Genomic DNA, 23,165 nt, shown 5'->3' with positions numbered 1-23,165 from the left:
CGCTTGCGCGGCGACCCTGCGTGGTCATCGCTGGCGCAAGGTCAGGGCCTTGGGTGAGTGGTCGCGCAAGGCCGCTGGCCGCTGCCTAGGCGGCTCGGATCGCCCCGCAACCGCTTTGGCCGCTTCGCCGAGCAAAAACACCGACACCGCCTGCTCCAGTCGCTGGGCTTGCTGGCTCAGGCTCTCGGTGGCTGCGGTGCTTTGCTCGACCAAGGCCGCGTTTTGCTGCGTCACCGCGTCCAGGTGCGAAACGGCGACGTTGACTTGCCCAATGCCCGCGCTTTGCTCCTGCGCCGCCGCAGCGATTTCGGCCATGATGCCGTTGACGCGCTGCACGCTGTCCACCAAGGACTGCATGGTGAGGGCCGCGCGTCCGGCCAGCTCGTTGCCCGTGTGCACCCGCTCCACGCTGACGTTGATGAGGTCTTTGATTTCGCGCGCCGCTTGGGCACTGCGTTGCGCCAGCGTGCGCACTTCGGCGGCCACCACTGCAAAGCCGCGCCCCTGTTCGCCAGCACGCGCCGCCTCGACCGAGGCATTGAGGGCCAAGATATTGGTTTGGAACGCAATGCCGTCGATCACCCCGATGATCTCGCGGATGCGCTCGCTGCTTTGGTGGATTTGAGCCATCGAGCCGCTCAACTGCCCCACCTCCTGCCCCCCGCGCTGCGCCTGGCTGGCGGCTTGCGCCACCATTTCGCGCGCTTGGGCCGCCGCATCGGCAGAGTGCTGCACCCCCGCCGTGAGCTGCTCTAGGCTGGCCGCCGTCTGCTGCAAACTGCTGGCGGCTTGCTCGGTGCGCTGGCTCAGATCGCGGTTGCCACCGGCAATTTCTTGACTGGCCGACAGCACACTGTCGACGGCGTTGCGCACTGTCGCCACCGCCTGCGCCATCCGATCGAGGTTGTCGCGCAACTGCAGCGCCAGCGGTGCCCGCACCTGCGCCTGACGGGTATCGAGCGAAATCTGCTCGCCTTGGCGGATGCCACTGGCCAGCACCGCCACCTCGGCGTTGTCGCGCACGCTAGCGGCCAAGCGCAGCACCAGAAAAACCTGCAACGCCGTTTGCACCACCACGTACAGCGCGTGCAGCAAGATGATGCCAAAGTTGGGCTCGCTTAAACAATAGACCCCCACCCCCATGGCCTGCAAGCGGTCGAACCCCATATGGTGCACGGCAAACAGGGCCGCCGCAAAGACGATCGGGCGCCAATCAAGGTAGACCAACAGCAAGGCCAGCGTGACGAACACACCAAAGTGAAATTCGAGCATGCCCATGGCGGTGTGGATGTGCAAGGCCACCAGCGCCACCAGCGAAAAGGTGATGAGCAGGCGCGCCGCCAAATGGCCGCGCAAGGCCACGAAACCCAGCACACCGGGCAGCGCCAGCCCCACGGCCAGCAGCACGGTGGTGGTGGTTGACAACTCGGGCCGGTTGAACCACCAGCCCAACACCACCGCACCCAGCACGTACAGGCCCAGCGCCACCAGCAAAATGGCGTCGCCTAAACGGTGCTGGGCCGGCAAACCGGACACTTGCTGCGAAGGATTATTCATGGCGGCTGAGGGCTTGTGTGGATGCGGAATGCAGGACAGATCAAGAATGCGCTTACCCCTTATGGTACCAAACCCAACCGCAAGCAAAGCCGCATTGATGCGATGGGTGGCAAGCCATCGGCGCAGGCAGGCGCATCAGCCCGCGGGCAAGGTGTGCAAGGGCAGATCGTGCGCCGCGGCCAGTTGCTCCAATTGCTCGCAGCTGCGTGCCGCCATGAAAGCCGCCACGGCTTGGTGCGCCTCTGTGCTGCCCCAGTCGGGCATGGGCTGCGCACCCAGCCCCACCAACTGCGCCAGCGCGGCGGCAAAGTGCAGCTCCAGCGCCGCCAGCGCCACCCGCCCATCGAGGCAGGGGTAGATCCGGTAACCGGCGTGGCCGCCTCCCAGCAAGGCACCCTCAGAGGTCAAGCCCCACTGGCGCGGCAAGGCCAACCAGTGCGCGGCCTCGGTCAGCGCCACCTCGCGGTGCGCGCCGCTTCCGCTGCGCTGGCGCTGTGCCAGCACCTGCAGCACCGCCTCGCTGGCCAACAGGGCCCCGGCCATGTCGGCCAGCAGGCTCACCGGCATCTGCAAACCGGGCACCAAGCCGGCCTCGGCCTGATAGCTCAAATCGTGGCCGGGTTCGTCGGCCCGCGGACCCGGCGCCCCCACGATGGCCACGCTGCACAAGGTCGGGTAGCGTGTGCGCAAGGACTCGGCATCGAGCCCGAGCCGACGCAGGGCGGCGGGCCTAAAGGATGTCAGCAACACGTCGACGCGCCCCAGCAAGGCGTGCAGGCGCCGCTGCCCGGTCGCGCTTTTCAAATCCAGTGTGGTCTGCCAGATGCCTAGGCCAAGCTGCTGCTGCGCCTGCGGGCTGTACTGCGCCATCGGGTCGCCGCTGGGTGGCAGCACCTGGATGCAGCGCGCGCCCATGGCGTGCAGGCGCTGCACGGCCGCTGGCCCGGGCAGATTCAGCGCCAGACTGAGCAGGCGCGAGCCCCGCAACGGTTTAAATTTTGGACGGCCAGGCACGGCGGGGCGTCAAAGCGGCTCGTGGCCCGGCTTCCACTTGATGTTGCAACCCAGGCTGGGGCGTTGCTCGGCCGCCGGGGCGCGTCCGGCCAGCACGGCCTCGATGGCGGGGCGTAGGTCTGCGCCTGTGACCGGCACCCCATTGCCGGGGCGGGCGTCGTCGAACTGGCCGCGATAGACCAGACGGTGCGCTGCGTCATAGAGGAAGAAATCGGGCGTGCAAGCTGCTTGGTAGGCCTGCGCCACCGCCTGGCTTTCATCGAACAGATAGGGAAAGGCAAAGCCTCGCTGCTGCGCCAGTTGCGCCATTTGGTCGGGCGCGTCGTCGGGGTAGCGCACCACGTCGTTGGCGTTGATCGCCACCACCGCCAAACCTTGGGCTTGGGCGTGGTTCAGCACCCGCACCAGTTCGTCGAGGATGTGCAGCACGAACGGGCAGTGGTTGCAAGTAAACAGCACCAGCAACGGTTGACCGCTGAAATCGGCCAAACCCACCTGGCGCCCGCTGAGCGGCTCGGGCAAGGTGAAGTCGGGGGCAGCGCTGCCGAGCGTGCGCATGGTCGAGGGGGTGCGGGCCATGGTGTGGGGCTTCCTAAGTTGCTCCTAGCCATTCTAAGCCCGCCCGAGGTCAGTGCAGCAAGGTGTGAGCCGGGGCATGGGCCAGCGCAGACACGCAGAAACCCAAGGCGCCAGAGAGGCGCCGACTCAAAACCGGAGCCAAGTTAATAATAACCTTAGTTGACTGTAAATTATTTGTGACTTTACCTGAATGATCATCATCGGTCTAATCCGCCACTGACCCTTAGCAACAAGCGAGAGAGACACCATGCCCGGCTTCGACCTGCTGATCGCCAACCTGATCCAACCCATTATCCTCGCCTTCATTTTGGGGGCGATTGCGGGTTTTTTGCGCAGCGAACTCGAACTGCCGGCGGCGGTGATCAGCCTGCTGGCGATCTACCTGCTGTTCTCCATTGGCCTCGAGGGCGGGCGCGAACTGGCGCAGGCCGACTTGGGCGGGCTGCTGCCGCTGCTGGGCCTGACGCTGTTCATGGTCGTGGCCATTCCGCTGTTGGTCTATTCGGTGACGCGGCTGCTGGGGCGCTTTGACATCAGCAACGCGGCCGCGCTGGCGGCGCACTATGGCTCGGTCTCGACCGCCACCTTTTTCTCATCGCTCACACTGGCCACCGCCATGGGCACCCCGGCCGGTGGCTACATGGTGGCGATGGTGGCGCTGATGGAGTTTGCCGTCATCTTCTCGCTCTTGATTGCGCGGGTGGCGATGGCGCGCGAACTGGCCGCCAGCAACCAGGCCAACCCGAACCAGATTCGCATCGGCGAGCTGCTGCTCGACACCCTGCGCGGGCGCGGCATCGTGTTGCTGGGTGGCGGCATGATGATCGGCTTTCTCACCACCGACGCCCAGTGGCAGCAGATTTCGCCCTTTTACGACGACCTGTTCCGCGGCATGTTGATGCTGTTCCTGCTTGAGATGGGCATGACGGCGGCGCGCCACATCCGCGCCTTTCGCGACGTGGGCTGGTTCATGCTCGGCTTTGGCACGCTGATGCCGGTTTTTAATGGCATCGTCGGGGTATCGCTGGGGCAGGCCATCGGCCTCGGTGTGGGCGGCTCCTTTGTGTTTGGGGCCTTGTGCGCCAGCGCCTCTTTCATCGACGCCCCGGCGGCTTGCCGCGCTTCGCTGCCACAGGCCAACCCTGGCATTTACCTGACTTCGGCGCTGGGCATCACCTTGCCTTTCAATCTGCTGCTCGGGCTGCCGCTGTACTACAGCTACGCGGTGTGGCTATACAAGGTGATTTGAGGCCCGGTGATGGGCTCGGAGCGCATCTTTATTTGAGCCCAAGCCCGCCTCACGGCCCCGCGCCAGGCCCATTGCAGTTCAAATGCAAGACGCCCGATCCTTGTGTCCAAGCAGCCTTTCTTAAGTCCACTGCCCCCATTGCCCACCCTAGAGAACTGCCATGAAACGCGAACTCGAACAGAAAAAGATGCTCATCTTGATCACCGCCAAGCCCTTGCAGCGCATGGTGATCGAAACCCTTGCCCCGCGCGGCATCGGCGGCTACACCGTGGCTGCCGTCACCGGGGCCGGCACTTCCGGGCTCAACACCGGCACCCTGCCCAGCGACAGCAATGTGATGATCCACATCATCTTGTCGGAGCGGCGGCTGATGGGAGTGCTGGAAGACATCGACGCCCTGATGGAGCGCGGCTACCGCATCAAGGCAATCGTGCAAGACATCCAGATTTTGCCGCGCAAGACCCCGGACGCCGCCGCCGCCAAGGTGTAAAAAAACCCCGCTGCGCAGGCGGGGTTTTGGCTTAGCCGATGTTTTGGCTTAGCCGATCAGCGGCTTGAGCTCGCCCTTGTCGTAGCGCTTTTGCATCGCTTCCAGCGAGTAGATGGCGCCGATTTTGGACGCCATGCCGGCCGAGCCAAAGGCGCGGTAGCGGTCTTCGCAGATCGCTTGCATGGCTTTGGTGGCTTCTTTGAGGAATTTGCGCGGGTCGAAGTTTTTGCGATCGGCGGCCAAGTGGCGGCGGATGGCGCCGGTGCTGGCCATGCGCAAATCGGTGTCGATATTGACCTTGCGCACGCCGTTTTTGATGCCTTCGACGATTTCTTCCACCGGCACGCCGTAGGTCTGGCCCATGTCGCCGCCGTGCTGGTTGATGACCGCCAGCCAGTCTTCGGGCACGCTGGAGGAGCCGTGCATGACTAGGTGCACATTGGGGATGCGCTGGTGGATTTCCTTCACGCGGTCGATGCGCAGCACCTTGCCGGTGGGCTTGCTGCTGAACTTGTAGGCACCGTGGCTGGTGCCAATGGCGATGGCCAGCGCATCGACTTGGGTTTTTTGCACGAAGTCGGCGGCTTCGTCGGGGTCGGTGAGCAGCATCGAGTGGTCGAGCTCGCCTTCGGCGCCGTGGCCGTCTTCCTCGCCGGCTTTGCCGGTTTCGAGCGAGCCCAAGCAGCCCAGCTCGCCCTCGACCGAGACGCCGCAGGCGTGCGCGAGCTCGACCACTTTGCGCGTGACCTCGACGTTGTACTCGTAGCTGGCCGGGGTTTTGCCGTCTTCGCGCAGGCTGCCGTCCATCATCACCGAGCTAAAGCCCGACTGGATGGAGCGAAAGCAAATCCCCGGCGTGGCGCCATGATCTTGGTGCATACAGACCGGGATGTGCGGGTACATCTCGATGGCGGCAGCGATCAGATGGCGCAAAAAGGGCTCGCCGGCGTAGGAGCGCGCCCCGGCCGAGCCTTGCAAAATCACCGGGCTGTTGACCGCCGCGGCGGCCTGCATGATGGCTTGCACCTGCTCCAGGTTGTTGACGTTGAATGCGGGCAGACCGTAGCCGTGTTCGGCGGCGTGGTCCAGCAGTTGACGCAGGGAAATGAGGGCCATGAAAGTCTCCGTTGCTGTAAAAAGAATCAGGCTGCGGCGCGCCGCGCCAGCACCTCGAAGGCGGGCAGGGTGCGGCCTTCGAGCACTTCGAGGAAGGCCCCGCCGCCGGTCGAGATGTAGCCCACCTGCGGTTCGATGCCGTATTTGGCAATCGCCGCCAGCGTGTCGCCGCCACCGGCGATGCTGAAGGCCGGGCTGGCCGCGATGGCGCGCGCGATGGCCTCGGTGCCACCAGCGAAAGCGTCGAACTCGAACACCCCCACGGGGCCGTTCCAGACGATGGTGCCTGCGCTTTCGAGCAGGGCCGCCAAGCGGGCGGCGGTCTCGGGGCCAATGTCCAGGATCAGGTCGTCGGCGGCCACGTCGGCCACCGCTTTCACGCTGGCCTCGGCGTCGGCGGCAAAGCGCTTGGCCACCACTACGTCGGTGGGGATCGGCACCTCGGCCCCGCGCGCTTTCATCGCAGCCATGACGCTGCGCGCCTGCTCGAGCAGATCCGGCTCGGCAAGGCTGTTGCCAATCGGCAGCCCGGCGGCGAGCATGAAGGTGTTGGCGATGCCGCCACCCACGATCAGCCCATCGACCTTGTCGGCCAGGCTTTGCAAAATGGTGAGCTTGGTGGACACCTTGGAGCCGGCCACGATCGCCAGCAGCGGGCGCTTCGGTAACGTGCCCCCAACCCTGGCTTCGCCAGGCCCCCCTAGGGGGTGCTGCCCTTCTTGGGGCGGCCCGGCGAAGGGCAGGCCAAGCGCATTGCTGATGGCGTCCATTTCGGCCGCCAGCAGGGGGCCGGCGCAGGCCAGCGGCGCCGTTTCGGCGATGCCGTAGGTGGTGCCCTCGGCGCGGTGCGCGGTGCCAAAGGCGTCGTGTACAAAAATGTCACACAGCCGCCCGAGTTTGGCCGCCAGTTCGGGGCTGTTTTTCTTTTCACCCTTGTTCAGGCGGCAGTTTTCCAGCAGCACCAGTTGGCCGGGTTGCACCTCGAAACCCCCATCGACCCAGTCGGCGATCAAGGGCACCGGGCGGCCCAGCAGCTCGCTCAGGCGCGCCGCCACCGGGGCCAGCGAGTCTTCGGCGCGCCACAGGCCTTCAGTCGGGCGCCCGAGGTGCGAAGTCACCATCACGGCGGCCCCGGCGGCCAGCGCCATGCGGATGGCAGGCAGGCTGGCGCGGATGCGCGTGTCTTCGGTGATTTGCAAGGTTGCGACTCCGGCGCCGGGCCGCCCCAAGCCGGAGTCAGCCCCCTCGGGGGGCAGCGCAGCGTGAGGGCTCGCCTCCAGGGGAACATTGAGGTCGGCGCGGATGAACACCCGCTTGCCCGTGGCTTGGCCACTGGCGCAGAGATCGGAAAAACGCAGGAAGTTCATCGCGCGCGCCCTTCTTATTTCGCAGCCGTGGCGACCACGCGCGCCATGTCCAGGCACTTGCAGGAGTAGCCCCACTCGTTGTCGTACCAAGCCACGACCTTGACGAAGGTGCTGTCTAGAGCGATGCCGGCATCGGCGTCGAACACGCTGGTGCAGCGCTCGCCGCGGAAGTCGCTCGCCACCACCTTGTCTTCGGTGTAGCCGAGCACACCCTTGAGCGCGCCCTGGCTTTGGGCCTTCATTTCGGCGCAGATCTCGGCGTAGCTGGCGGGCCGCTCGAGTTCGACCGTGAGGTCCACCACCGACACGTCGGAGGTCGGCACCCGAAACGCCATGCCGGTGAGCTTGCCCTTGATGGCCGGGATCACCACGCCCACCGCCTTGGCGGCGCCGGTGCTGCTGGGGATGATGTTTTCGAGGATGCCACGGCCGCCGCGCCAGTCTTTGTTGGAGGGGGAATCCACGGTTTTCTGGGTCGCGGTGGCGGCGTGGACGGTGGTCATGAGGCCGCGCTTGATGCCCCATTTGTCGTTCAACACCTTGGCCACCGGGGCCAGGCAGTTGGTGGTGCAGCTGGCGTTGCTGATGATGGCCTGGCCGGCGTAGGAAGCGTGGTTGACGCCATAGACGAACATCGGCGTGTCGTCTTTGGAGGGCGCCGACATGATGACTTTTTTGGCCCCGGCGTCGAGGTGTTTTTGCGCGCCTTCTTTGGTCAGGAAGATGCCGGTGGATTCGATCACCACATCGGCCCCGACTTCGCCCCATTTCAGGTTGGACGGGTCTTTTTCGGCCGTCAGGCGGATGCGCTGGCCGTTGACGATCAGGTCCTTGCCCTCGACCGCCACCTCACCCTTGAAACGGCCGTGCACGCTGTCGTATTGCAGCATGTAGGCCAGGTACTCGGGCTCGAGCAAGTCGTTGATGGCGACGATTTGTATGTCTTTGAACTCGGCGATGGCGGCGCGAAACACCATGCGCCCAATGCGCCCGAAACCGTTGATGCCGACCTTGATGCTCATGATGGAAAGTCTCCGGGGTTAAAACTTAAAATTGTAAGGCTGGGGCGGGTGCCAGCAAGGCCCCGATGTGGTCGATCACCCGATCGGGCGCGCTGGCCTCGATCGGCTGGCCCATGTTGTAGCCGTAGGGCAGCACCCAGACCGCGAGGCCGGCGTTGCGCGCGGTGGCCACGTCGATGGAGGAATCGCCCACGAACAGGGCGCGCTCGGGCGCCACGCCAAACTGCTCTAGGCAGCTTTGGATGCCGGCCGGGTTGGGCTTTTTCACCGCCAGCGTGTCGCCGCAGACCACGCGGTCGAAAGCCGCGTGCAACTGGTGCGCCTGCAGCACGGCCTCGGTGTAGCGGGTTTCTTTGTTGGTCATCAGCACCAGCCGCACCCCAGCGGCGCGCAGCGCATCCAGCGTCTGGCGCACCTGCGGGTAGAGCTGGCTGCGGCTGCCGCAGCGCTGCAGGTAGTGCTGGCCAAAGCGGGCCTCGATGGCGGCAAAGCCGCTGCTCTGGCGCTCCGCTTCCACTGCGCTCTGCTTGGCTTGCGCCAGCGCCTGCAACAGCAGCTCGCGCGTGCCGTGCCCGATCCAGTCGGTGATCTGCTGCTCGCTGGCGGGCGCGTGCCCGAGCTCGCGCAAGGTGTCGTTGACGGCGTCGGCGATCTCGGGCGCGGTCTCGATCAGGGTGCCGTCGAGGTCGAACAGAATCAGGTCGTAGGGGTGGGCAGGGTTCACGGGGCGGGGGCTGGTCTGAATGGATGGGGTGGGGTCGAGGGCCGCAAGGGACTCAATGGCTGGCCGGGGCGCGGCTCAACAAAGCGCGCACGGCCTCGGCGGCGCGCTCGGCGGTGAGGCCAAAATGGCGGTACAGGTCTTTGGCCGGGGCCGATTCGCCATAGGTTGCCATGCCCAGCACGGTGCCGCTGCGCCCCACGTATTTGTGCCAAAAATCCGGTTGGGCGGCCTCGATTGCCACAGCAGGCAGGTTGGGCGGCAGCACCTTGTCTTGGTAGGCCTGCGGCTGGCGGTCAAACACGTTGGTGCAAGGCATGGAGACCACGCGCACGCGCACGCCCTCGGCCGCCAGTGCGGCCTGCGCCTGCAGCGCGATTTCGACCTCAGACCCGGTGGCGACGATCAGCGCTTGGGGGTCGGCCACTTCAGCCAGCACGTAGCCGCCTTGGCGGATGGCCTCGGCTTGCGCCAGGCTGCTGACACGGGGCAGGTTCTGGCGCGACAGGCACAGCGCGGCCGGGCCGTCGCGGCGCTCGATGGCGCTGGCCCAGGCCACGGCGGTTTCCAGCCCGTCGGCCGGGCGCCAAACGTCCAGACCCGGAATCAGGCGCAGAGAGGGAACGTGCTCGATCGACTGGTGCGTGGGGCCGTCTTCGCCTAGGCCGATGCTGTCGTGGGTGAATACGTGGATCACGCGCTGCTTCATCAGCGCCGCCATGCGGATGGCATTGCGCGAGTAGTCGCTGAAGGTGAGGAAGGTGCCGCCGTAGGGCAGGTAGCCGCCGTGCAGGGCGATGCCGTTCATGATCGCGGCCATGCCGAACTCGCGCACGCCGTAGCTCAGGTGGTTGCCCCAGGTGTCGCGGCCGGCTTTGACGCAGCCCTTGAAGTTGGTCAGATTGGAGCCGGTGAGGTCGGCGCTGCCGCCAAAGAACTCGGGCAACAGCGGGGCCAGCGCGTCGAGCGCGTTCTGGCTGGCTTTGCGGGTGGCTATAGCCTCGGGCTTGGCGGCGATGGCTTCGAGCAGCGGCGTCAGCTTGGCGGCGAAATCGGCGGGCAACTGGCCCGCCATGCGGCGCTCGAACTCGGCCGCCAGTTGCGGGTACTCGCTGCGGTAGGCCAGCCAGCGCCGGTGCCAGTCGCCCTCGGCCACGGCCCCGCTGGCGCGTGCGTCCCAGGCGCTGGTGAGGTCGGCCGGAATCTCGAACGGCGGGTGCTCCCAGCCCAGCGCGGCGCGCGTGGCCGCGACTTCGGCGGCCCCAAGCGCGGCGCCGTGCACGTCGTGCGTGCCGGCCTTGTTGGGTGAACCCTGGCCGATCACGGTCTGGCAGCAGATCAGGGTTGGCTTGCCGTCGGCGGCCGTGACCTGCTGTTTGGCCTGCAGCAGCGCCGCCTGCACCGCCGCCGGGTCGTGCCCATTCACGCGGGCGATCACGTTCCAGCCATAAGCCTCGAAGCGCTTGGGCGTGTCGTCGGTGAACCAGCCCTCGACGTGGCCGTCGATGGAGATGCCGTTGTCGTCGTAAAAGGCGATCAGCTTGGGCAGGCGCAGGGTGCCGGCGAGCGAGCAGACTTCGTGGCTGATGCCCTCCATCAGGCAGCCGTCGCCCAGAAAGACGTAGGTGTGGTGGTCCACCACGGCGTGGCCGGGGCGGTTGAACTCGGTCGCCAGCAGTTTTTCGGCCAGCGCCATGCCGACCGCGTTGGCCAGCCCCTGCCCGAGCGGACCGGTGGTGGTCTCGATGCCGGGGGTGATGCCGACTTCGGGGTGCCCAGCGGTTTTGCTGTGCAACTGGCGAAAGTTTTGCAGCTCGCGCAGCGGCAGGTCGTAGCCGGTGAGGTGCAGCAGGGAGTAGACCAGCATCGAGCCGTGGCCGTTGGAGAGCACGAAGCGGTCTCGGTCGGGCCAGTGCGGGTTGAGCGGGTTGTGCTTGAGGTGCCGGTTCCAGAGCACTTCGGCGATTTCGGCCATGCCCATCGGCGCGCCGGGGTGGCCGCTCTTGGCTTTTTCCACGGCATCGACCGACAACATGCGGATCGCGTTGGCCATGCGGCGGGCCAGTTCGGGGCTAGGGTTTTTCATGCGAGGTGTTCCAGATCGGGGGCGGGTTCAGGCCAAGCCGAGCGCACGCTTTTTGCGCTCCATCATGCGCCAGATGAAGGGGGTGAAGATGAGCTGCATGGTCAATTCCATCTTGCCCCCAGGCACCACGATGGTGTTGGCGCGGCTCATCCACGACCCGCTGATCATACTCAGCAAGTACTGGAAATCGATGCCCTTGGGCTGGGCAAAACGCACCACGCACACGCTTTCGTCGGCGGTGGGGATGTCGCGCGTGATGAAGGGGTTGGAGGTGTCCACCACCGGCACGCGCTGGAAGTTGACGTGCGTGAGGCCAAACTGCGGCACGATGTAGTTCACGTAGTCGGGCATGCGGCGCAAGATGGTGTCCACCACCGCGTCTTGGCTGTAGCCGCGCTGGGTTTTGTCGCGGATGAGTTTTTGTATCCACTCCAAGTTGATGGTGGGCACCACGCCGATCAGCAGATCCGGGTAGCGCGCCACATCGACGCTTTCGGTTTTCACCGCCCCATGCAGGCCTTCGTAGAACAGCAGGTCGGTGCCAAGGGGCAAATCCTCCCAGGGCGTGAAGGTGCCGGGCTCTTGCCCGTAGGGGGCGGCTTCGAGCTCGTTGTGCAGGTATTTGCGGCTTTTGCCGGTGCCGCTGGCGGCGTAGTCGCGAAACAGGGCTTCGAGTTCCTCGAAACGGTTGCCCTCGGCCCCGAAGTGGCTGAAGTGGCGGTTGCCTGTGGCCTCTTCTTCGGCCATGCGCTGCTTCATGGCTTTGCGCTCGAAGCGGTGAAAGCTGTCGCCTTCGATCACGGCGGCGCTCACGCCCTCACGGCGAAAGATGTTCTGAAAGGTGCGCGTAACGGTGGAGGTGCCGGCACCGGAGGAGCCGGTGATGGCGATGATGGGGTGGCGTTCGGACATGGTGGTGGGTCTCCTAAATTTTGTACGCTGGGGCCGGGTGCTGCGTCTGCTTAGTCACGAAACAGCGAGCGCGTGGCAAACAGCGGCTCGCCTTCCTTGGCTTGCGCCGGCTCGCGGTGGTAGCGCTCGATGCGCTCGACTTCGTTTTTGCTGCCAAACACCAGCCCGATGCGCTGGTGCAGCGAGGTGGGCACCACGCCCATCATCGGCTCGCGGCCGGTGCTGGCGCGGCCCCCGGCCTGCTCCATGATCATGCCGACCGGGTTGGCTTCGTAGAGCAGGCGCAGGCGGCCCGGTTTAAGCGGGTCTTTGGTGTCGCGCGGATACAGAAATACGCCGCCGCGCATCAGGATGCGATGCGCCTCGGCCACCATGGAGGCGATCCAGCGCATGTTGAAGTCTTTGCCGCGTGGGCCGGTCTTGCCGGCTAGGCACTCGTCCACGTAGCGCTTGACCGGCGCTTCCCAGAAGCGCGCGTTGGAGGCGTTGATGGCAAATTCTTGCGTGTCGGGCGGGATTTTCATGTCGGGGTGGGTGAGCATGAATTCGCCCAGATTCGGGTCCAGCGTAAAGCCGTTGACGCCACGGCCCACGGTGAGGATCAGCATGGTGGTGGGGCCGTAGAGCGCGTAGCCAGCGGCCATTTGGGTGGCGCCGGGCTGCAGGAAGTCGGCCTCGACCACATCGCGACCGCTGTCGATCACCGCTTGCGGGGCGCGCAGCACCGAGAAGATGCTGCCCACCGAGACGTTGACGTCGATGTTGCTGGAGCCATCCAGTGGGTCGAACACCAGCAGATAGTGGCCGCGCGGGTACTGCGCCGGAATCTGGTGCGGCAAGTCCATCTCTTCCGATGCCATGCCGGCCAAGTGGCCCGACCACTCGGTGCGCTGCATGAAAACCTCGTTGCTGAGCACGTCGAGTTTTTTCTGCGTTTCGCCCTGCACATTCACCGAGCCGCCGGCCTCGGGCGCGTGGTTGCCCATGGCACCCCCGAGCTCGCCGTAGGCCACGGCACTGGCGATGGCCTTGCAGGCCAACGTCACATCGAGGATGAGGGCGTTGAAGTCGCCGGTGGCCCCGGGGAAGCGGCGCCGCTCTTCAATCAGGAATTGGGTCAGCGTGGAGCGGTTGGTTTGGAGCATGGGCTTGTCTCGGTGGTTGTTTTGGTTAATGATTGCTGCGAAAAGCAGCGTGTGGCCAGCTAGGCGGCAGTCTTAGCGCCCGGCTGCGCCACGCGGCCTGGTGCGCGCGGCCTGCTGTTCGCTCAGCCACTGGCGCAACTGCGCCAAGTTGAGGTGGCTCAGGTCGGGCAGCACGCGCAGCGCGGCGCCAAAGTCGTGCTGCGCGGTGTAGCTGGTGGGGGTGATCACGGTGGCCAAACCGGCGGCGGTGGCGGCCTGCAGGCCATTGGCCGAGTCTTCGAAGGCCACGCAGTGCGCCGGGTCGAGGCGCATGTCGGCCAGCACCTTCAGGTACACCTGCGGATGCGGTTTTTTGATCGGGGCGTTGCTGGCGTCGCCGATGGCCAGAAAAAAGCTGCGCCAATCCGGCCCGATGGCGCTGCGCAGCAAAGCGGCGATGTTGACCGGGGACGTGGTGGTGGCAATCGCCAACTGCACCCCCTCGTCGTAGGCCGCCTGCATCAGCGCCAGCACCCCGGGCCGCAAAGACAGGGCACCGGCACCCACCACCTGCTCGTAGTAGGCGGTCTTGATCTCGTGCAGCCGGGCCACGGTGTCGCGCACGGCGCCGCCATCGACCTCTTTCAGATTCGGTTGCACCATGCGCCAGTGGTGCAGCAGGCGCTCCTTGCCACCCGAGATTTCGAGCAGCCGGGTGTAGAGCGGCACGTCCCAGTGCCAATCCAGCCCCTCTTGTGCGAAGGCGTGGTTGAACGCCTCCAGGTGCACGCTCTCGGTGTCGGCCAGAGTGCCGTCGACGTCGAAGATCAGGGCAGTGAGCATGGGTGCGGCGGCCAAAAATATAAGTGGAAACCGCAATATAGTTTCTAAGCTGAGTAAGGTAAATTTACGATTAATTCACAATCACTTCAGGAGAAACTTATTGAAGAACACCACCTTTCGCCAGCTTAGGGTTTTCACTGAGGTCGCGCGCCACCTGAGTTTTGCCCGCGCGGCCGAGTCGCTGCACCTCACACCGCCCGCAGTCACCATGCAGATCAAAGAGTTGGAAGACAATGTGGGGCTGCCCTTGTTTGAACGCAGCGGGCGCAAGGTGTCGTTGACCACCGCGGGCGAGTACATGTTGGTCTATGCGCGCAAAATTTTGGCGACGCTGAAAGACGCCCAAGATGCCGCGGCGCGCCTCAAGCGCGTCGAGGTCGGGCAGCTGACGATCGGCATGGTGGGCACGGCGCAGTATTTTTTGCCGCACCTGATCGGCCAGTTTCGACAGGAATACGCGGGTGTGGAAACGCGCCTGGTGCTGGGCAACCACGACCAGTTGCTGCGCATGCTGCAAGGCGGTGAGGTCGATATCGCCGTCATGGGCATGCCGCCCAAGGAGCTGGCCACGCGCACCGAACCCTTTGCCGCCAACCCGCTGGTGTTCGTGGCCGCGACCGATCACCCCTTGCTCAACATTGGCCATCCCACGCCGTCGGCGCTGGAGCCCTATGGCTTCATCGTGCGCGAGCGCGGCTCCGGCACCCGGGCCGCGATGGAGAAGTTTTTGCAAAACACCCGCTTGCAGCCCCGGGTGGTGATGGAGATGTCGAGCAACGAGGCCATCAAGCAGGCCGTGATGGCCGGCATGGGCCTGAGTTTTTTGTCGCTGCACACGATTGGGCTGGAACTGCAACACGGCCTGATTGCGCGGCTCGACGTGGAGGGCACCCCGGTGGTGCGGGCATGGAACCTGGTCCACACCCTCTCCAAAGTGCTCTCACCGGCGGCGGAGGCTTTTCGCTACTTCATCCTGGAGCGCGGCGAAGGCTTTTTGGCTGAGCGCTTCGGGCAATTGATGCCCTTTGCTACTCCACCCGCGAAATCCTGAGCATGTTGGTGCCGCCCGGGGTGCCCATGGGCTCGCCGCAGGTGATGGCATAGACATCGCCGGACTGCACGATGCCGCGCCCGATGAGGTGTTGCTCGGCCTGGGCCAGCGCGGTGTCGCGGTCGGTGCTGGAGTCCACCAGCAGCGGGTGCACGTTGCGATAGACCGCCATGCGCCGCTGCGCACGCAGGCGCGGCGTCAGGGCGTAGATGGGAATGCGCACCTTGTGGCGGCTCATCCACAGTGCGGTCGAGCCCGATTCGGTCAGGGCCACGATGGCTTTGGCGCCCAGGTGCGAGGCGGTAAAGAGCGCACCCATGGCGATGGATTGGTCGATGCGGGTGAAGGCTTTGCCGCTGAAGTCGGACTCCAGGTCGTGCTGGTCGGCGCGTTCGGCGGCCTCGCAGATCAGCGCCATTTCGCGCACGGTTTCGAGCGGGAACTTGCCGGCGGCGGTTTCGGCGCTGAGCATCACGGCATCGCTGCCGTCGAGCACCGCGTTGGCCACGTCGCTCACTTCGGCGCGCGTGGGCATGGGGGCGTGGATCATGCTCTCCATCATCTGGGTGGCGGTGATGACGAAGCGGTCGTGCGTGTGCGCCAGCCGGATCATGCGCTTTTGCAGCGCCGGCACGGCCGCGTTGCCCACCTCGACCGCCAGATCGCCGCGCGCCACCATGATGCCGTCGCTGGCCAGCACGATGCTCTCCAGCACCGGAATGGCCTCGGCGCGCTCGATCTTGGCGATCAGGGCCGGCTGCGCGCCGTAGGGGTTGGCCAGCAGGCACAGTTGGCGCGCCAGCTCCATGTCGGCGGCGTCTTTGGGAAAGCTCACTGCCACAAAGTCCACCTCCAGCGCGATCGCCACCTTGAGGTCTTCCATATCTTTGGCGGTCAGGGCCGGGGCGGTGAGGCCGCCACCGCGCTTGTTGATGCCCTTGTGGTTGGACAACTCGCCGCCTTGCACCACCTGGGTGTGCACCGCCGCGCCTTCGAGGCGCAGCACCTGCAGCACGATCAGGCCGTCGTTGAGCAGCAGCACGTCGCCCGCTTGCACCTCGTCGGGCAGGTTTTTGTAGTCCAGCCCCACGGCTGCTTCGTCGCCCGGCTGGGTGCGCGCGGCGTCGAGCACGAACGCTTGGCCCGCTTGCAGCAGCACGCGTCCTTGGGCAAACTTGCCGACGCGGATTTTGGGCCCCTGCAGGTCGGCCATGATCGCCACTTCGCGCCCGGCGCGCTGCGCGGCGGCACGCACCATGGCGGCGCGCTGGCGGTGCTCGTCGGCCGTGCCGTGCGAGAAATTGAGCCGCACCACGTTCACGCCGGCCTCGATCATGGCGTACAAAATCTCGGGCGTGTTGGAAGCCGGCCCGAGGGTGGCGACGATCTTGGTGGCGCGTGGGTTCATGGAGTGCCTTGCAACGGTGTGGGGGAGGGTTGCAACATTATTTCAGATCGCCCCGACCGGGCCAAGACAAATCGCGGCACGGGCACCCTGGTTGCGCACGCAGCGCTTCAGATCTTTTGCAGCGGCGCTTCAGCCATCGCTGATGCCGCCTGCCCCAACCAGGCTTTGAAGGCCAGCGCCGCTGGCGAGAGACGCTTGCCCAAGGGGTAAACCAGGTGCCAATGCCGCATCAGGGGAAAGCCCTGCACGTCGAGCTGCACCAGTTCGCCCAGTGCCAGTTCGGCCGCCACGGCGTGCGCCGACAGCACCGCCAGCCCGAGCCCGCCGGCCACAGTCTGCTTGATGGCCTCGTTGCTGCCCACTTCGAGCCGGTTTTTGATGCGTATGCCTTGCTGGGCAAAAAACTTTTCGCTCGTCAAGCGGGTGCCGGAGCCAGGCTCGCGCAGCACGAACGGCTGGTCTTGCAAGCGCTGCGGATCGATGGCGCGCTGGCCCACCAGCGGGTGCCCCGGCGGGGCCAGCAGCACCAGCGGGTTCTCGGCAAAGACCTCGCTCACCAGCGCCAGTTGCTCAGGCGGCTGGCCCATGATGGTGAGGTCGTCTAGGTTGTGCGCCAACCTGTGCAGCAGCATCTCGCGGTTGCCCACCTGCATGCTCACTTCGATGCCGGGGTGCGCGCTGCAAAAGCGGCCCAGCAGCTTGGGCACGGTGTATTGCACCGTGGTCAGGATTGCCAGCTTGAGGCTGCCGCGCTCGACCCCTTGCAGCGCGGCCAAGTCCTGCGTCAGCCGCTCCATGCGGGTTTCGAGGTCTTGGCAGGCCTCGGCCAGCGTTTGGCCGGTGGCCGTGAGGTAAATCTTTTTGCCCAATTGCTCGAACAAAGGCTGCCCGATGGTTTCGGCCAGTTGCTTGACTTGCAGCGACAGCGTCGGCGGTGACAGGTGCAGCGCCTCGGCGGCGCGGGTGAAGCTGGCGTGGCGCGCCACGGCCAAAAAAATGCGCAACTGGTGCAAGGTGAGGTGACGCAGGTTCATAGGTTTACTTTGGTAAAAGATTACAGTCTAAACATTTTACTTGCGTCAAATAGGTTTTTGCCAAAGAATTCACCCCATCGCCACGCATCTGGGGTTTGCCCGGATGCCGGTGCCCCGGTTCAACCCGTTACCAATCAGGAGCAAGCATGGCCGTCAAGTCTTACAGCGCCGGTGTCAAAGAATACCGCCAAACCTACTGGATGCCGGATTACATCCCGCTCGACACCGACCTGTTGGCGGTGTTCAAGATCACCCCACAAGCCGGGGTGGACCGTGAGGAGGCGGCGGCAGCGGTGGCGGCCGAATCTTCTACCGGCACCTGGACCACGGTCTGGACCGACTTGCTCACCGACATGGACTACTACAAGGGCCGCGCCTACCGCATCGAAGACGTGCCCGGCGACGACACCTGCTACTACGCCTTCATCGCCTACCCGATCGACCTGTTCGAAGAGGGTTCGGTGGTCAACGTCTTCACCTCGCTGGTGGGCAACGTGTTTGGCTTCAAAGCGGTGCGTGCGCTGCGGCTCGAAGACGTGCGCTTCCCGATCGCCTACGTGAAAACCTGCGGCGGGCCACCGCACGGCATTCAGGTCGAGCGCGACATCTTGAACAAGTACGGGCGCCCGATGCTGGGTTGCACCATCAAGCCCAAACTCGGCTTGAGCGCCAAGAACTACGGCCGCGCCGTCTATGAGTGCCTGCGCGGCGGGCTCGATTTCACCAAGGACGACGAAAACGTCAACAGCCAACCGTTCATGCGCTGGCGCCAGCGCTTTGACTTTGTGCAAGAAGCCACGCTCAAAGCCGAGGCCGAGACCGGCGAGCGCAAGGGCCACTACCTCAACGTCACGGCACCGACGCCCGAGGAAATGTACAAGCGCGCCGAGTACGCCAAAGAGATCGGTGCGCCGATCATCATGCACGACTACATCACGGCCGGTTTCTGCGCCAACACGGGCTTGGCCAACTGGTGCCGCGACAACGGCATGCTGCTGCACATCCACCGCGCCATGCACGCCGTGATCGACCGCAACCCGCACCACGGCATCCACTTTCGCGTGCTCACCAAAATCCTGCGCCTCTCGGGCGGCGACCACCTGCACACCGGCACCGTGGTGGGCAAGCTCGAAGGCGACCGCGAGTCCACCCTGGGCTGGATCGACCTGCTGCGCGAATCCTACGTGCCAGAAAACCGCTCGCGCGGCATCTTCTTCGACCAAGACTGGGGTTCGATGCCGGGCGTGTTCGCCGTGGCTTCGGGCGGCATCCACGTTTGGCACATGCCAGCGCTGGTGAACATTTTTGGCGACGACTCGGTGCTGCAGTTCGGCGGCGGCACGCTCGGCCACCCATGGGGCAACGCGGCCGGCGCGCACGCCAACCGGGTTGCGCTGGAGGCCTGTGTGCAAGCGCGCAACGAAGGGCGCCCACTGGAAAAAGAGGGCAAGGAAATCCTCACCGCAGCAGCCGCGCACAGCCCAGAGCTCAAGATCGCGATGGAAACTTGGAAAGAGATCAAGTTCGAGTTCGACACGGTTGACAAGCTCGACGTGGCGCACAAGTAAGCCGCTGCCTTAGAGCCCCATCCTTCACCTGAACCCTCTTTTTTGCATTCCAAGGAGCCCCATCATGGCCGTGCAAGCTTACGAGCAGTCGCTCAAGTACGAGACCTTTTCCTACCTGCCACCCATGAAGCCCGAGCAGGTGCGCCGCCAGATCGGCTACGCCATTTCGCAGGGCTGGAACCCGGCGGTCGAGCACACCGAACGCGGCACCACCGCCAAAACCAGCTTTTGGTACATGTGGAAGCTGCCGCTGTTTGGCGAGCAAAACATCGACGCCGTGCTGGCCGAAATCGAAGCCTGCCACCGCGAGTTCCCCGAGCACATGGTGCGCTTCGTGGCCTACGACAACTACTCGCAAAGCCAAGGCCAGTGCTTCGTGGTCTATCGCTGAGTTTTCAGCCACCACGAACTGCCCTGCCCCCAGCTTAGCCCGCGCGCACCCACCGGGTGCGCCACCCGACGACCGAGGAGACCGCCATGGAACCCGCACTGAACCACGCAAACCTAACCCTTTCCGGGCGCGAGCTGGCGCGCATGCGCCGACTCGCCATGGCCACCGAGGGCAAGGTCGGGGCAGCCAACCGCGTCGCAGCGGCCGTGCGTGCCAGCCAAGCTGCGGCGCAGGCGGTGCAAGCAGCGGCACGGCGCGATGAGGCGCAGTGCGGTTGCTCGGGTGCCGCCGATGCGGCGTGTCAGTGCGACGTGGCCGCTGCGGTGTCTGCGCCAGCCAGCCAGACCAAGGCCGCCTGCGCTTTGCCCAACGGCCGCACCTTGGCCCGGGCCCGGCGCCAGACCTTGGCCCAAGAAGGCAAGGTGGGCATCCAAAAAGTCGCCAACGCCAGCCGCATCGCCGCCACCATGCCGGATCGCGCCGATTGGCAAACCGCCTTGGTGCAGGGCGTGACGGGGCGCCAGTTGGCGATGCAAAAACGCATCGTGCAGTCGCTCGCTGGGCGCACCGAAGCCCAGCACAGCAGCGGCAACCGCAGCGTGGCGCGCAGCCGCAGCCGCCCTGTGGCCGAGCGCACCGAGGTCGGGCACACGCTGTCTGGGCAAGAAGTGAGCGGCATTCAGGTCGAGCGCAGCAGCAAGGTCACCGGCCAAGAGCCGGGCACCTGCCGCAACGTCACCGGAACCGAATACATCGGCATGGAGCAGTACCAGGCTTGGTGCGAGTCCAAGCCGCAGCCGCGCCCACCCAAGGTTGGGCTGTCGCAAACCACCGGCCAGCAGCAAAGCATCAGCGGCACCGAAGTGGACCCGCAGCCGCGCGTGACCGGCAACCAAACCGGGGTGTGCCTGGGCATCACCGGCACCCAATACCTGTCGGACCTGACCACCCGCCTGTGCCAAGAACAGCCGCTGCAAGGGCCGCACAAGGTGAGCGTGATGTCGAGCCGGGGCCAGCAAACCGTGACCGGGGTCGTGGTCAACGGCGGCAGCAAGGTGACAGGCAACGAAGCCGGCATGCAGCGCCCGATCACAGGCACGCAATACGCCCGTGCGTTGCAAGCCGCACCCAGCAGAATGCCCGCATCTGAAGCCAGGCACGCGCTGCCAGAGCCGGTGCAGGTGCAACGCCAGAGCGCCAGTTGGCGCACCCAGTCGCTCACCGGCGACCGCCCCGGCATCGGCGGCGGCGGCGTTACCGGCGACGAGCGCGGCGCGTGTGAGCCGATCACTGGAACTCCCTTCATCGGGCCGGACAATCAGTACGCCGCCTGCACCATCGACAGCGCTTGGTTGACGCGCCACCCCGAACTGGCCGTGGAAACACCGCCCGCCGCGCCCAAGGGCTTTAGCATCGCTCGCCCGCAGCGCGGCCAACCGGCCGGACGCGCCACGACGCCCCAGTCGGCAGCGCCGCGCAACCAAGTCACCGGGGTGGCTTATGGCAACAGCGAGCGCATTACCGGGCCGGGTTTCAAGGCCCAAGGGGTGATCACCGGCACACCCGAATTCCGCCACGGCGGCCAGAGCCTCGATTCGCGGCGCAGCTCGGCCAGACCAGCGACCCCGGCCAGCCCGCCCGCTGTGCAGCCGCCAGCCAGCGAGCGCCTCTCGGGTGAGGGGCGCCAGCAAGGCTCGCGCCTAACCGGCGACTCCTGGAGCAGCAGCCGCCACATCAGCGGCACCGACGGGGTTTCGGCGCAATCGCGCAACCCGACCCAGCGCGGGCAGCCGCGTGCCATGGGCATGGGCATGGATGCGCGCAGCGTGCGCGAGCAGGCACGCGCCGAGGTGCCACCCAGCCCGGTCACCGGGTCGTCGGGCAACACCGGGCGTGGCGCCATGGTCACCATTTCTGGCGGTGCGCGCGGCTAAGCGCAGCCCCACGCCAGCCTACGCAGCCACCGCAAGCGCTCGACCATGAACACGCTCAAACGCCGACAAGCCCAAGCCACGCCAGTGCGCGCTGGGCTGGCCGCTGCGCCTGATGCGCGCGTCGTTGAGGCCGCTGTGGCCCCGCGCAGCCCAGCCTTGGCGTTGCAGCGCGCGGCCCGTTACCGTGCCGCTGCAGCCCAGAAGGCCACGGCCAAGTCCCCAGCTCGGGCTGCCCCGGCCACAAGGGCGGTGCAGGCAGCACCCGCGGCCCGCACGCACTCCACGCCTCAGCCCGGCCACGCCCTGGTCGATGCCGACCTCAACGACTGCCTGCACACCTACGAGCAGCGCGTGCGCGGCCGCTTTGCCGCCGTGCTCGATGTGCTGCGCACCCTCTCGAGCTGCCAGCACGAGCGCGACTTTGCGGCGCAGGCGCAGACGCTGGCGCTGCAAAAGCTGGGCTTCGAACTGCCCACCGACTGGCTCGCCAACGCCTGGGTGGCCGGGGTCGATATGGCGGCCTTGCACGCGCACTGCCTGTTCCAGACCGTGGCGCAATCGGTGCAGCAGGCCGGTTTCGACCAAAGCTGCTGGCGCGCGCGCATGCCGATCGGGCCGCAGCAGTGGCGCGACTGGGGCTACCACACGCTGGACTTCAGCCCTTGCGCCGACGGCCGCCTGCAGGCGCTGCTGCCCTTCATTCTGCGCACCACGCCCGCCCCCCATGTGTGGGTCAAAGCCTACGCCGGGGCGCTGTTCGACGTCGAGCACGACGTGGCCGACTGGACGCAGCGCGAACTCGAGCGCCTCACCGGGGCCATCGAAGGCGGGGCGCAGCTCGACTACCTGAAAGTGGCGGTCTACCACTACAGCTCGTCGGCCCCGTGCGAGCAGGGCTGCGCCGCCCACGGCAGCCTAGACGAGCAAGCGGTGCAAGCCGCCATCGAGCGCCTTGTCGCATTGCAAATGGCAGTGGACAACACCTTTGGGCTGGGTGCCGCGCCGCAGGTGCTGCTGATCGGCGTCGATACCGACTGCGACGCCATCCGCATCCACCTGCCCGACGCCAGCGGACAAATCCACCGCACGCGCTTCCTCGACAGCGCCACGCTGTATCGCAGCAGCTTCGGTATGCCCGCAGCGGCGGCGCAGCAGGCCGTGCAGCAGGCGCTGCAACGCCACGTCACCGAACTCGGCGGCCTGGCAGCCAAGGGCAATGAGGCCGGCCTGCTGGCGCTGGTGCAAGCGTGGCTGATCGCCAATTTTTCGCAGATCGAGTACGTGAATCGGCACCACGCCGGGCGCTACGCCGTGATCGGCCACGACGAGGCCTTCGTCTGCGCCGGCGAGGCGGTGCCGCTGCTGCACCTGCGCAACCAGTTTTACTTTGCCCACCTCGATACGGTGGAAGAAGGGGCGGCCGACCTCGACGTGGGCGCGCGCATCTTCCAGGGCCTGAATGTGCAGCGCGGTCTGGCGCTGCCGGTGCTGGTGCATTTCACTTACAACGCACGCGTGCCTGGGGCACGCGAGCGCGCCGTGCAGCGCGGTCTGCGCGTGGCGCAAGCCATCCGTGCGCGCTTTTCCGATCTGGCCGAGCGCGGCCTGCTGCACTGCCGGGTGGCGGTGAGCGAGCGCCAGGCCGGTTCGGTGCTGGAATGGGCCGAGCACGCCGTGAGCGCGGCAGCGCACTGAACAG

20 protein-coding genes are annotated in these 23,165 nt (G+C 65.9%); 7 read left to right on the top strand and 13 right to left on the bottom strand.

The window, feature by feature from the left end; all coding sequences use genetic code 11:
• Window positions 1–24: 24 nt before the first annotated feature.
• From SRAA_RS11715 to SRAA_RS11705, 3 genes are all read right to left on the bottom strand, one after another.
• Window positions 25–1,557: a methyl-accepting chemotaxis protein gene (locus tag SRAA_RS11715; RefSeq protein WP_082040058.1), complete on the bottom strand. Its 1,533-nt coding sequence runs from the start codon at window positions 1,555–1,557 to the stop codon at window positions 25–27.
• Between the two features lie 135 nt (window positions 1,558–1,692).
• On the bottom strand, window positions 1,693–2,544 hold the full coding sequence (locus tag SRAA_RS11710; RefSeq protein WP_231849290.1) for a CoA transferase: 852 nt from the start codon (window positions 2,542–2,544) through the stop codon (window positions 1,693–1,695).
• A 36-nt stretch (window positions 2,545–2,580) separates the two neighbouring features.
• Window positions 2,581–3,150, bottom strand: a complete 570-nt coding sequence (locus tag SRAA_RS11705) for a thioredoxin family protein (protein ID WP_045532897.1) — start codon at window positions 3,148–3,150, stop codon at window positions 2,581–2,583.
• A 247-nt stretch (window positions 3,151–3,397) separates the two neighbouring features.
• Here SRAA_RS11705 and SRAA_RS11700 point away from each other — a divergent pair, with 247 nt between their 5' ends.
• Together SRAA_RS11700 and SRAA_RS11695 are read left to right on the top strand one after the other, a co-directional pair.
• Window positions 3,398–4,399, top strand: coding sequence for a sodium-dependent bicarbonate transport family permease (locus SRAA_RS11700; RefSeq protein WP_045532895.1), 1,002 nt, complete (start codon window positions 3,398–3,400; stop codon window positions 4,397–4,399).
• A 160-nt stretch (window positions 4,400–4,559) separates the two neighbouring features.
• The gene (locus tag SRAA_RS11695) at window positions 4,560–4,889 is read left to right on the top strand and encodes a P-II family nitrogen regulator (protein ID WP_045532893.1); all 330 of its coding nucleotides are present in this window, start codon (window positions 4,560–4,562) and stop codon (window positions 4,887–4,889) included.
• Between the two features lie 48 nt (window positions 4,890–4,937).
• On the opposite strand, the gene fba is transcribed toward SRAA_RS11695, so the two are convergent.
• The 8 genes from fba to SRAA_RS11655 form a co-directional block, all read right to left on the bottom strand.
• The gene (gene fba / locus SRAA_RS11690; RefSeq protein WP_045532891.1) at window positions 4,938–6,005 is read right to left on the bottom strand and encodes a class II fructose-bisphosphate aldolase; all 1,068 of its coding nucleotides are present in this window, start codon (window positions 6,003–6,005) and stop codon (window positions 4,938–4,940) included.
• 26 nt (window positions 6,006–6,031) lie between these two features.
• Window positions 6,032–7,372: a phosphoglycerate kinase gene (locus tag SRAA_RS11685; protein ID WP_045532889.1), complete on the bottom strand. Its 1,341-nt coding sequence runs from the start codon at window positions 7,370–7,372 to the stop codon at window positions 6,032–6,034.
• Window positions 7,373–7,386: 14 nt separating this feature from the next.
• Window positions 7,387–8,394: a type I glyceraldehyde-3-phosphate dehydrogenase gene (gene gap, locus SRAA_RS11680; RefSeq protein ID WP_045532888.1), complete on the bottom strand. Its 1,008-nt coding sequence runs from the start codon at window positions 8,392–8,394 to the stop codon at window positions 7,387–7,389.
• A gap of 25 nt (window positions 8,395–8,419) precedes the next feature.
• A complete protein-coding gene (locus tag SRAA_RS11675; RefSeq protein WP_045532886.1) occupies window positions 8,420–9,118 on the bottom strand; it encodes a phosphoglycolate phosphatase in 699 nt (232 codons plus the stop codon).
• Window positions 9,119–9,170: 52 nt separating this feature from the next.
• The gene (gene tkt / locus SRAA_RS11670; protein ID WP_045532884.1) at window positions 9,171–11,201 is read right to left on the bottom strand and encodes a transketolase; all 2,031 of its coding nucleotides are present in this window, start codon (window positions 11,199–11,201) and stop codon (window positions 9,171–9,173) included.
• A 27-nt stretch (window positions 11,202–11,228) separates the two neighbouring features.
• Complete coding sequence (locus SRAA_RS11665; RefSeq protein WP_045532883.1) at window positions 11,229–12,113, bottom strand: phosphoribulokinase; 885 nt, start codon at window positions 12,111–12,113, stop codon at window positions 11,229–11,231.
• Between the two features lie 50 nt (window positions 12,114–12,163).
• Window positions 12,164–13,258 (bottom strand): class 1 fructose-bisphosphatase, encoded by a 1,095-nt coding sequence (locus SRAA_RS11660; RefSeq protein WP_045532882.1) that lies wholly within the window; start codon window positions 13,256–13,258, stop codon window positions 12,164–12,166.
• Window positions 13,259–13,330: 72 nt separating this feature from the next.
• Window positions 13,331–14,080 carry an HAD family hydrolase gene (locus tag SRAA_RS11655; RefSeq protein ID WP_045532881.1) on the bottom strand — a complete coding sequence of 250 codons (750 nt, stop codon included), beginning with the start codon at window positions 14,078–14,080 and terminating at the stop codon, window positions 13,331–13,333.
• Window positions 14,081–14,180: 100 nt separating this feature from the next.
• Here SRAA_RS11655 and SRAA_RS11650 point away from each other — a divergent pair, with 100 nt between their 5' ends.
• Window positions 14,181–15,131 carry a LysR family transcriptional regulator gene (locus SRAA_RS11650; RefSeq protein ID WP_045532879.1) on the top strand — a complete coding sequence of 317 codons (951 nt, stop codon included), beginning with the start codon at window positions 14,181–14,183 and terminating at the stop codon, window positions 15,129–15,131.
• Here the strand turns inward: SRAA_RS11650 and pyk are convergent.
• Together pyk and SRAA_RS11640 are read right to left on the bottom strand one after the other, a co-directional pair.
• Entirely contained in the window at window positions 15,109–16,539 is a 1,431-nt protein-coding gene (gene pyk, locus SRAA_RS11645; RefSeq protein WP_045532877.1) for a pyruvate kinase, read from the bottom strand. The two genes, SRAA_RS11650 and pyk, sit on opposite strands and share 23 nt — an antisense overlap.
• 107 nt (window positions 16,540–16,646) lie before the next feature.
• Window positions 16,647–17,573 carry a LysR family transcriptional regulator gene (locus tag SRAA_RS11640; protein ID WP_045532875.1) on the bottom strand — a complete coding sequence of 309 codons (927 nt, stop codon included), beginning with the start codon at window positions 17,571–17,573 and terminating at the stop codon, window positions 16,647–16,649.
• 146 nt (window positions 17,574–17,719) lie between these two features.
• Here SRAA_RS11640 and SRAA_RS11635 point away from each other — a divergent pair, with 146 nt between their 5' ends.
• From SRAA_RS11635 to SRAA_RS11620, 4 genes are all read left to right on the top strand, one after another.
• A complete protein-coding gene (locus SRAA_RS11635; RefSeq protein ID WP_045532873.1) occupies window positions 17,720–19,141 on the top strand; it encodes a form I ribulose bisphosphate carboxylase large subunit in 1,422 nt (473 codons plus the stop codon).
• A 64-nt stretch (window positions 19,142–19,205) separates the two neighbouring features.
• Window positions 19,206–19,532, top strand: a complete 327-nt coding sequence (locus SRAA_RS11630; RefSeq protein WP_045532872.1) for a ribulose bisphosphate carboxylase small subunit — start codon at window positions 19,206–19,208, stop codon at window positions 19,530–19,532.
• A gap of 86 nt (window positions 19,533–19,618) precedes the next feature.
• Window positions 19,619–21,466 carry an alpha-carboxysome scaffolding protein CsoS2 gene (locus tag SRAA_RS11625; RefSeq protein ID WP_082040116.1) on the top strand — a complete coding sequence of 616 codons (1,848 nt, stop codon included), beginning with the start codon at window positions 19,619–19,621 and terminating at the stop codon, window positions 21,464–21,466.
• A gap of 45 nt (window positions 21,467–21,511) precedes the next feature.
• On the top strand, window positions 21,512–23,161 hold the full coding sequence (locus SRAA_RS11620; RefSeq protein ID WP_052467574.1) for a carboxysome shell carbonic anhydrase: 1,650 nt from the start codon (window positions 21,512–21,514) through the stop codon (window positions 23,159–23,161).
• Window positions 23,162–23,165: the final 4 nt, after the last annotated feature.

Source organism: Serpentinimonas raichei, assembly GCF_000828895.1.
Classification (GTDB): Bacteria; Pseudomonadota; Gammaproteobacteria; order Burkholderiales; family Burkholderiaceae_C; genus Serpentinimonas; species Serpentinimonas raichei.
Note: the sequence above shows the minus strand (reverse complement) of the source record. Positions and strands in the feature narration are given on the sequence as shown.

Coding starts and splice junctions, on each gene's coding strand:
- SRAA_RS11665 (WP_045532883.1), bottom strand. CDS start 12,113: ATGTCCGAACGCCACCCCATCATCGCCATCACCGGCTCCTCCGGTGCC.
- SRAA_RS11655 (WP_045532881.1), bottom strand. CDS start 14,080: ATGCTCACTGCCCTGATCTTCGACGTCGACGGCACTCTGGCCGACACC.
- SRAA_RS11700 (WP_045532895.1), top strand. CDS start 3,398: ATGCCCGGCTTCGACCTGCTGATCGCCAACCTGATCCAACCCATTATC.
- SRAA_RS11640 (WP_045532875.1), bottom strand. CDS start 17,573: ATGAACCTGCGTCACCTCACCTTGCACCAGTTGCGCATTTTTTTGGCC.
- SRAA_RS11705 (WP_045532897.1), bottom strand. CDS start 3,150: ATGGCCCGCACCCCCTCGACCATGCGCACGCTCGGCAGCGCTGCCCCC.
- fba (WP_045532891.1), bottom strand. CDS start 6,005: ATGGCCCTCATTTCCCTGCGTCAACTGCTGGACCACGCCGCCGAACAC.
- SRAA_RS11635 (WP_045532873.1), top strand. CDS start 17,720: ATGGCCGTCAAGTCTTACAGCGCCGGTGTCAAAGAATACCGCCAAACC.
- SRAA_RS11695 (WP_045532893.1), top strand. CDS start 4,560: ATGAAACGCGAACTCGAACAGAAAAAGATGCTCATCTTGATCACCGCC.
- pyk (WP_045532877.1), bottom strand. CDS start 16,539: ATGAACCCACGCGCCACCAAGATCGTCGCCACCCTCGGGCCGGCTTCC.
- gap (WP_045532888.1), bottom strand. CDS start 8,394: ATGAGCATCAAGGTCGGCATCAACGGTTTCGGGCGCATTGGGCGCATG.
- SRAA_RS11715 (WP_082040058.1), bottom strand. CDS start 1,557: ATGAATAATCCTTCGCAGCAAGTGTCCGGTTTGCCGGCCCAGCACCGT.
- SRAA_RS11630 (WP_045532872.1), top strand. CDS start 19,206: ATGGCCGTGCAAGCTTACGAGCAGTCGCTCAAGTACGAGACCTTTTCC.
- SRAA_RS11620 (WP_052467574.1), top strand. CDS start 21,512: ATGAACACGCTCAAACGCCGACAAGCCCAAGCCACGCCAGTGCGCGCT.
- tkt (WP_045532884.1), bottom strand. CDS start 11,201: ATGAAAAACCCTAGCCCCGAACTGGCCCGCCGCATGGCCAACGCGATC.
- SRAA_RS11685 (WP_045532889.1), bottom strand. CDS start 7,372: ATGAACTTCCTGCGTTTTTCCGATCTCTGCGCCAGTGGCCAAGCCACG.
- SRAA_RS11660 (WP_045532882.1), bottom strand. CDS start 13,258: ATGCTCCAAACCAACCGCTCCACGCTGACCCAATTCCTGATTGAAGAG.
- SRAA_RS11625 (WP_082040116.1), top strand. CDS start 19,619: ATGGAACCCGCACTGAACCACGCAAACCTAACCCTTTCCGGGCGCGAG.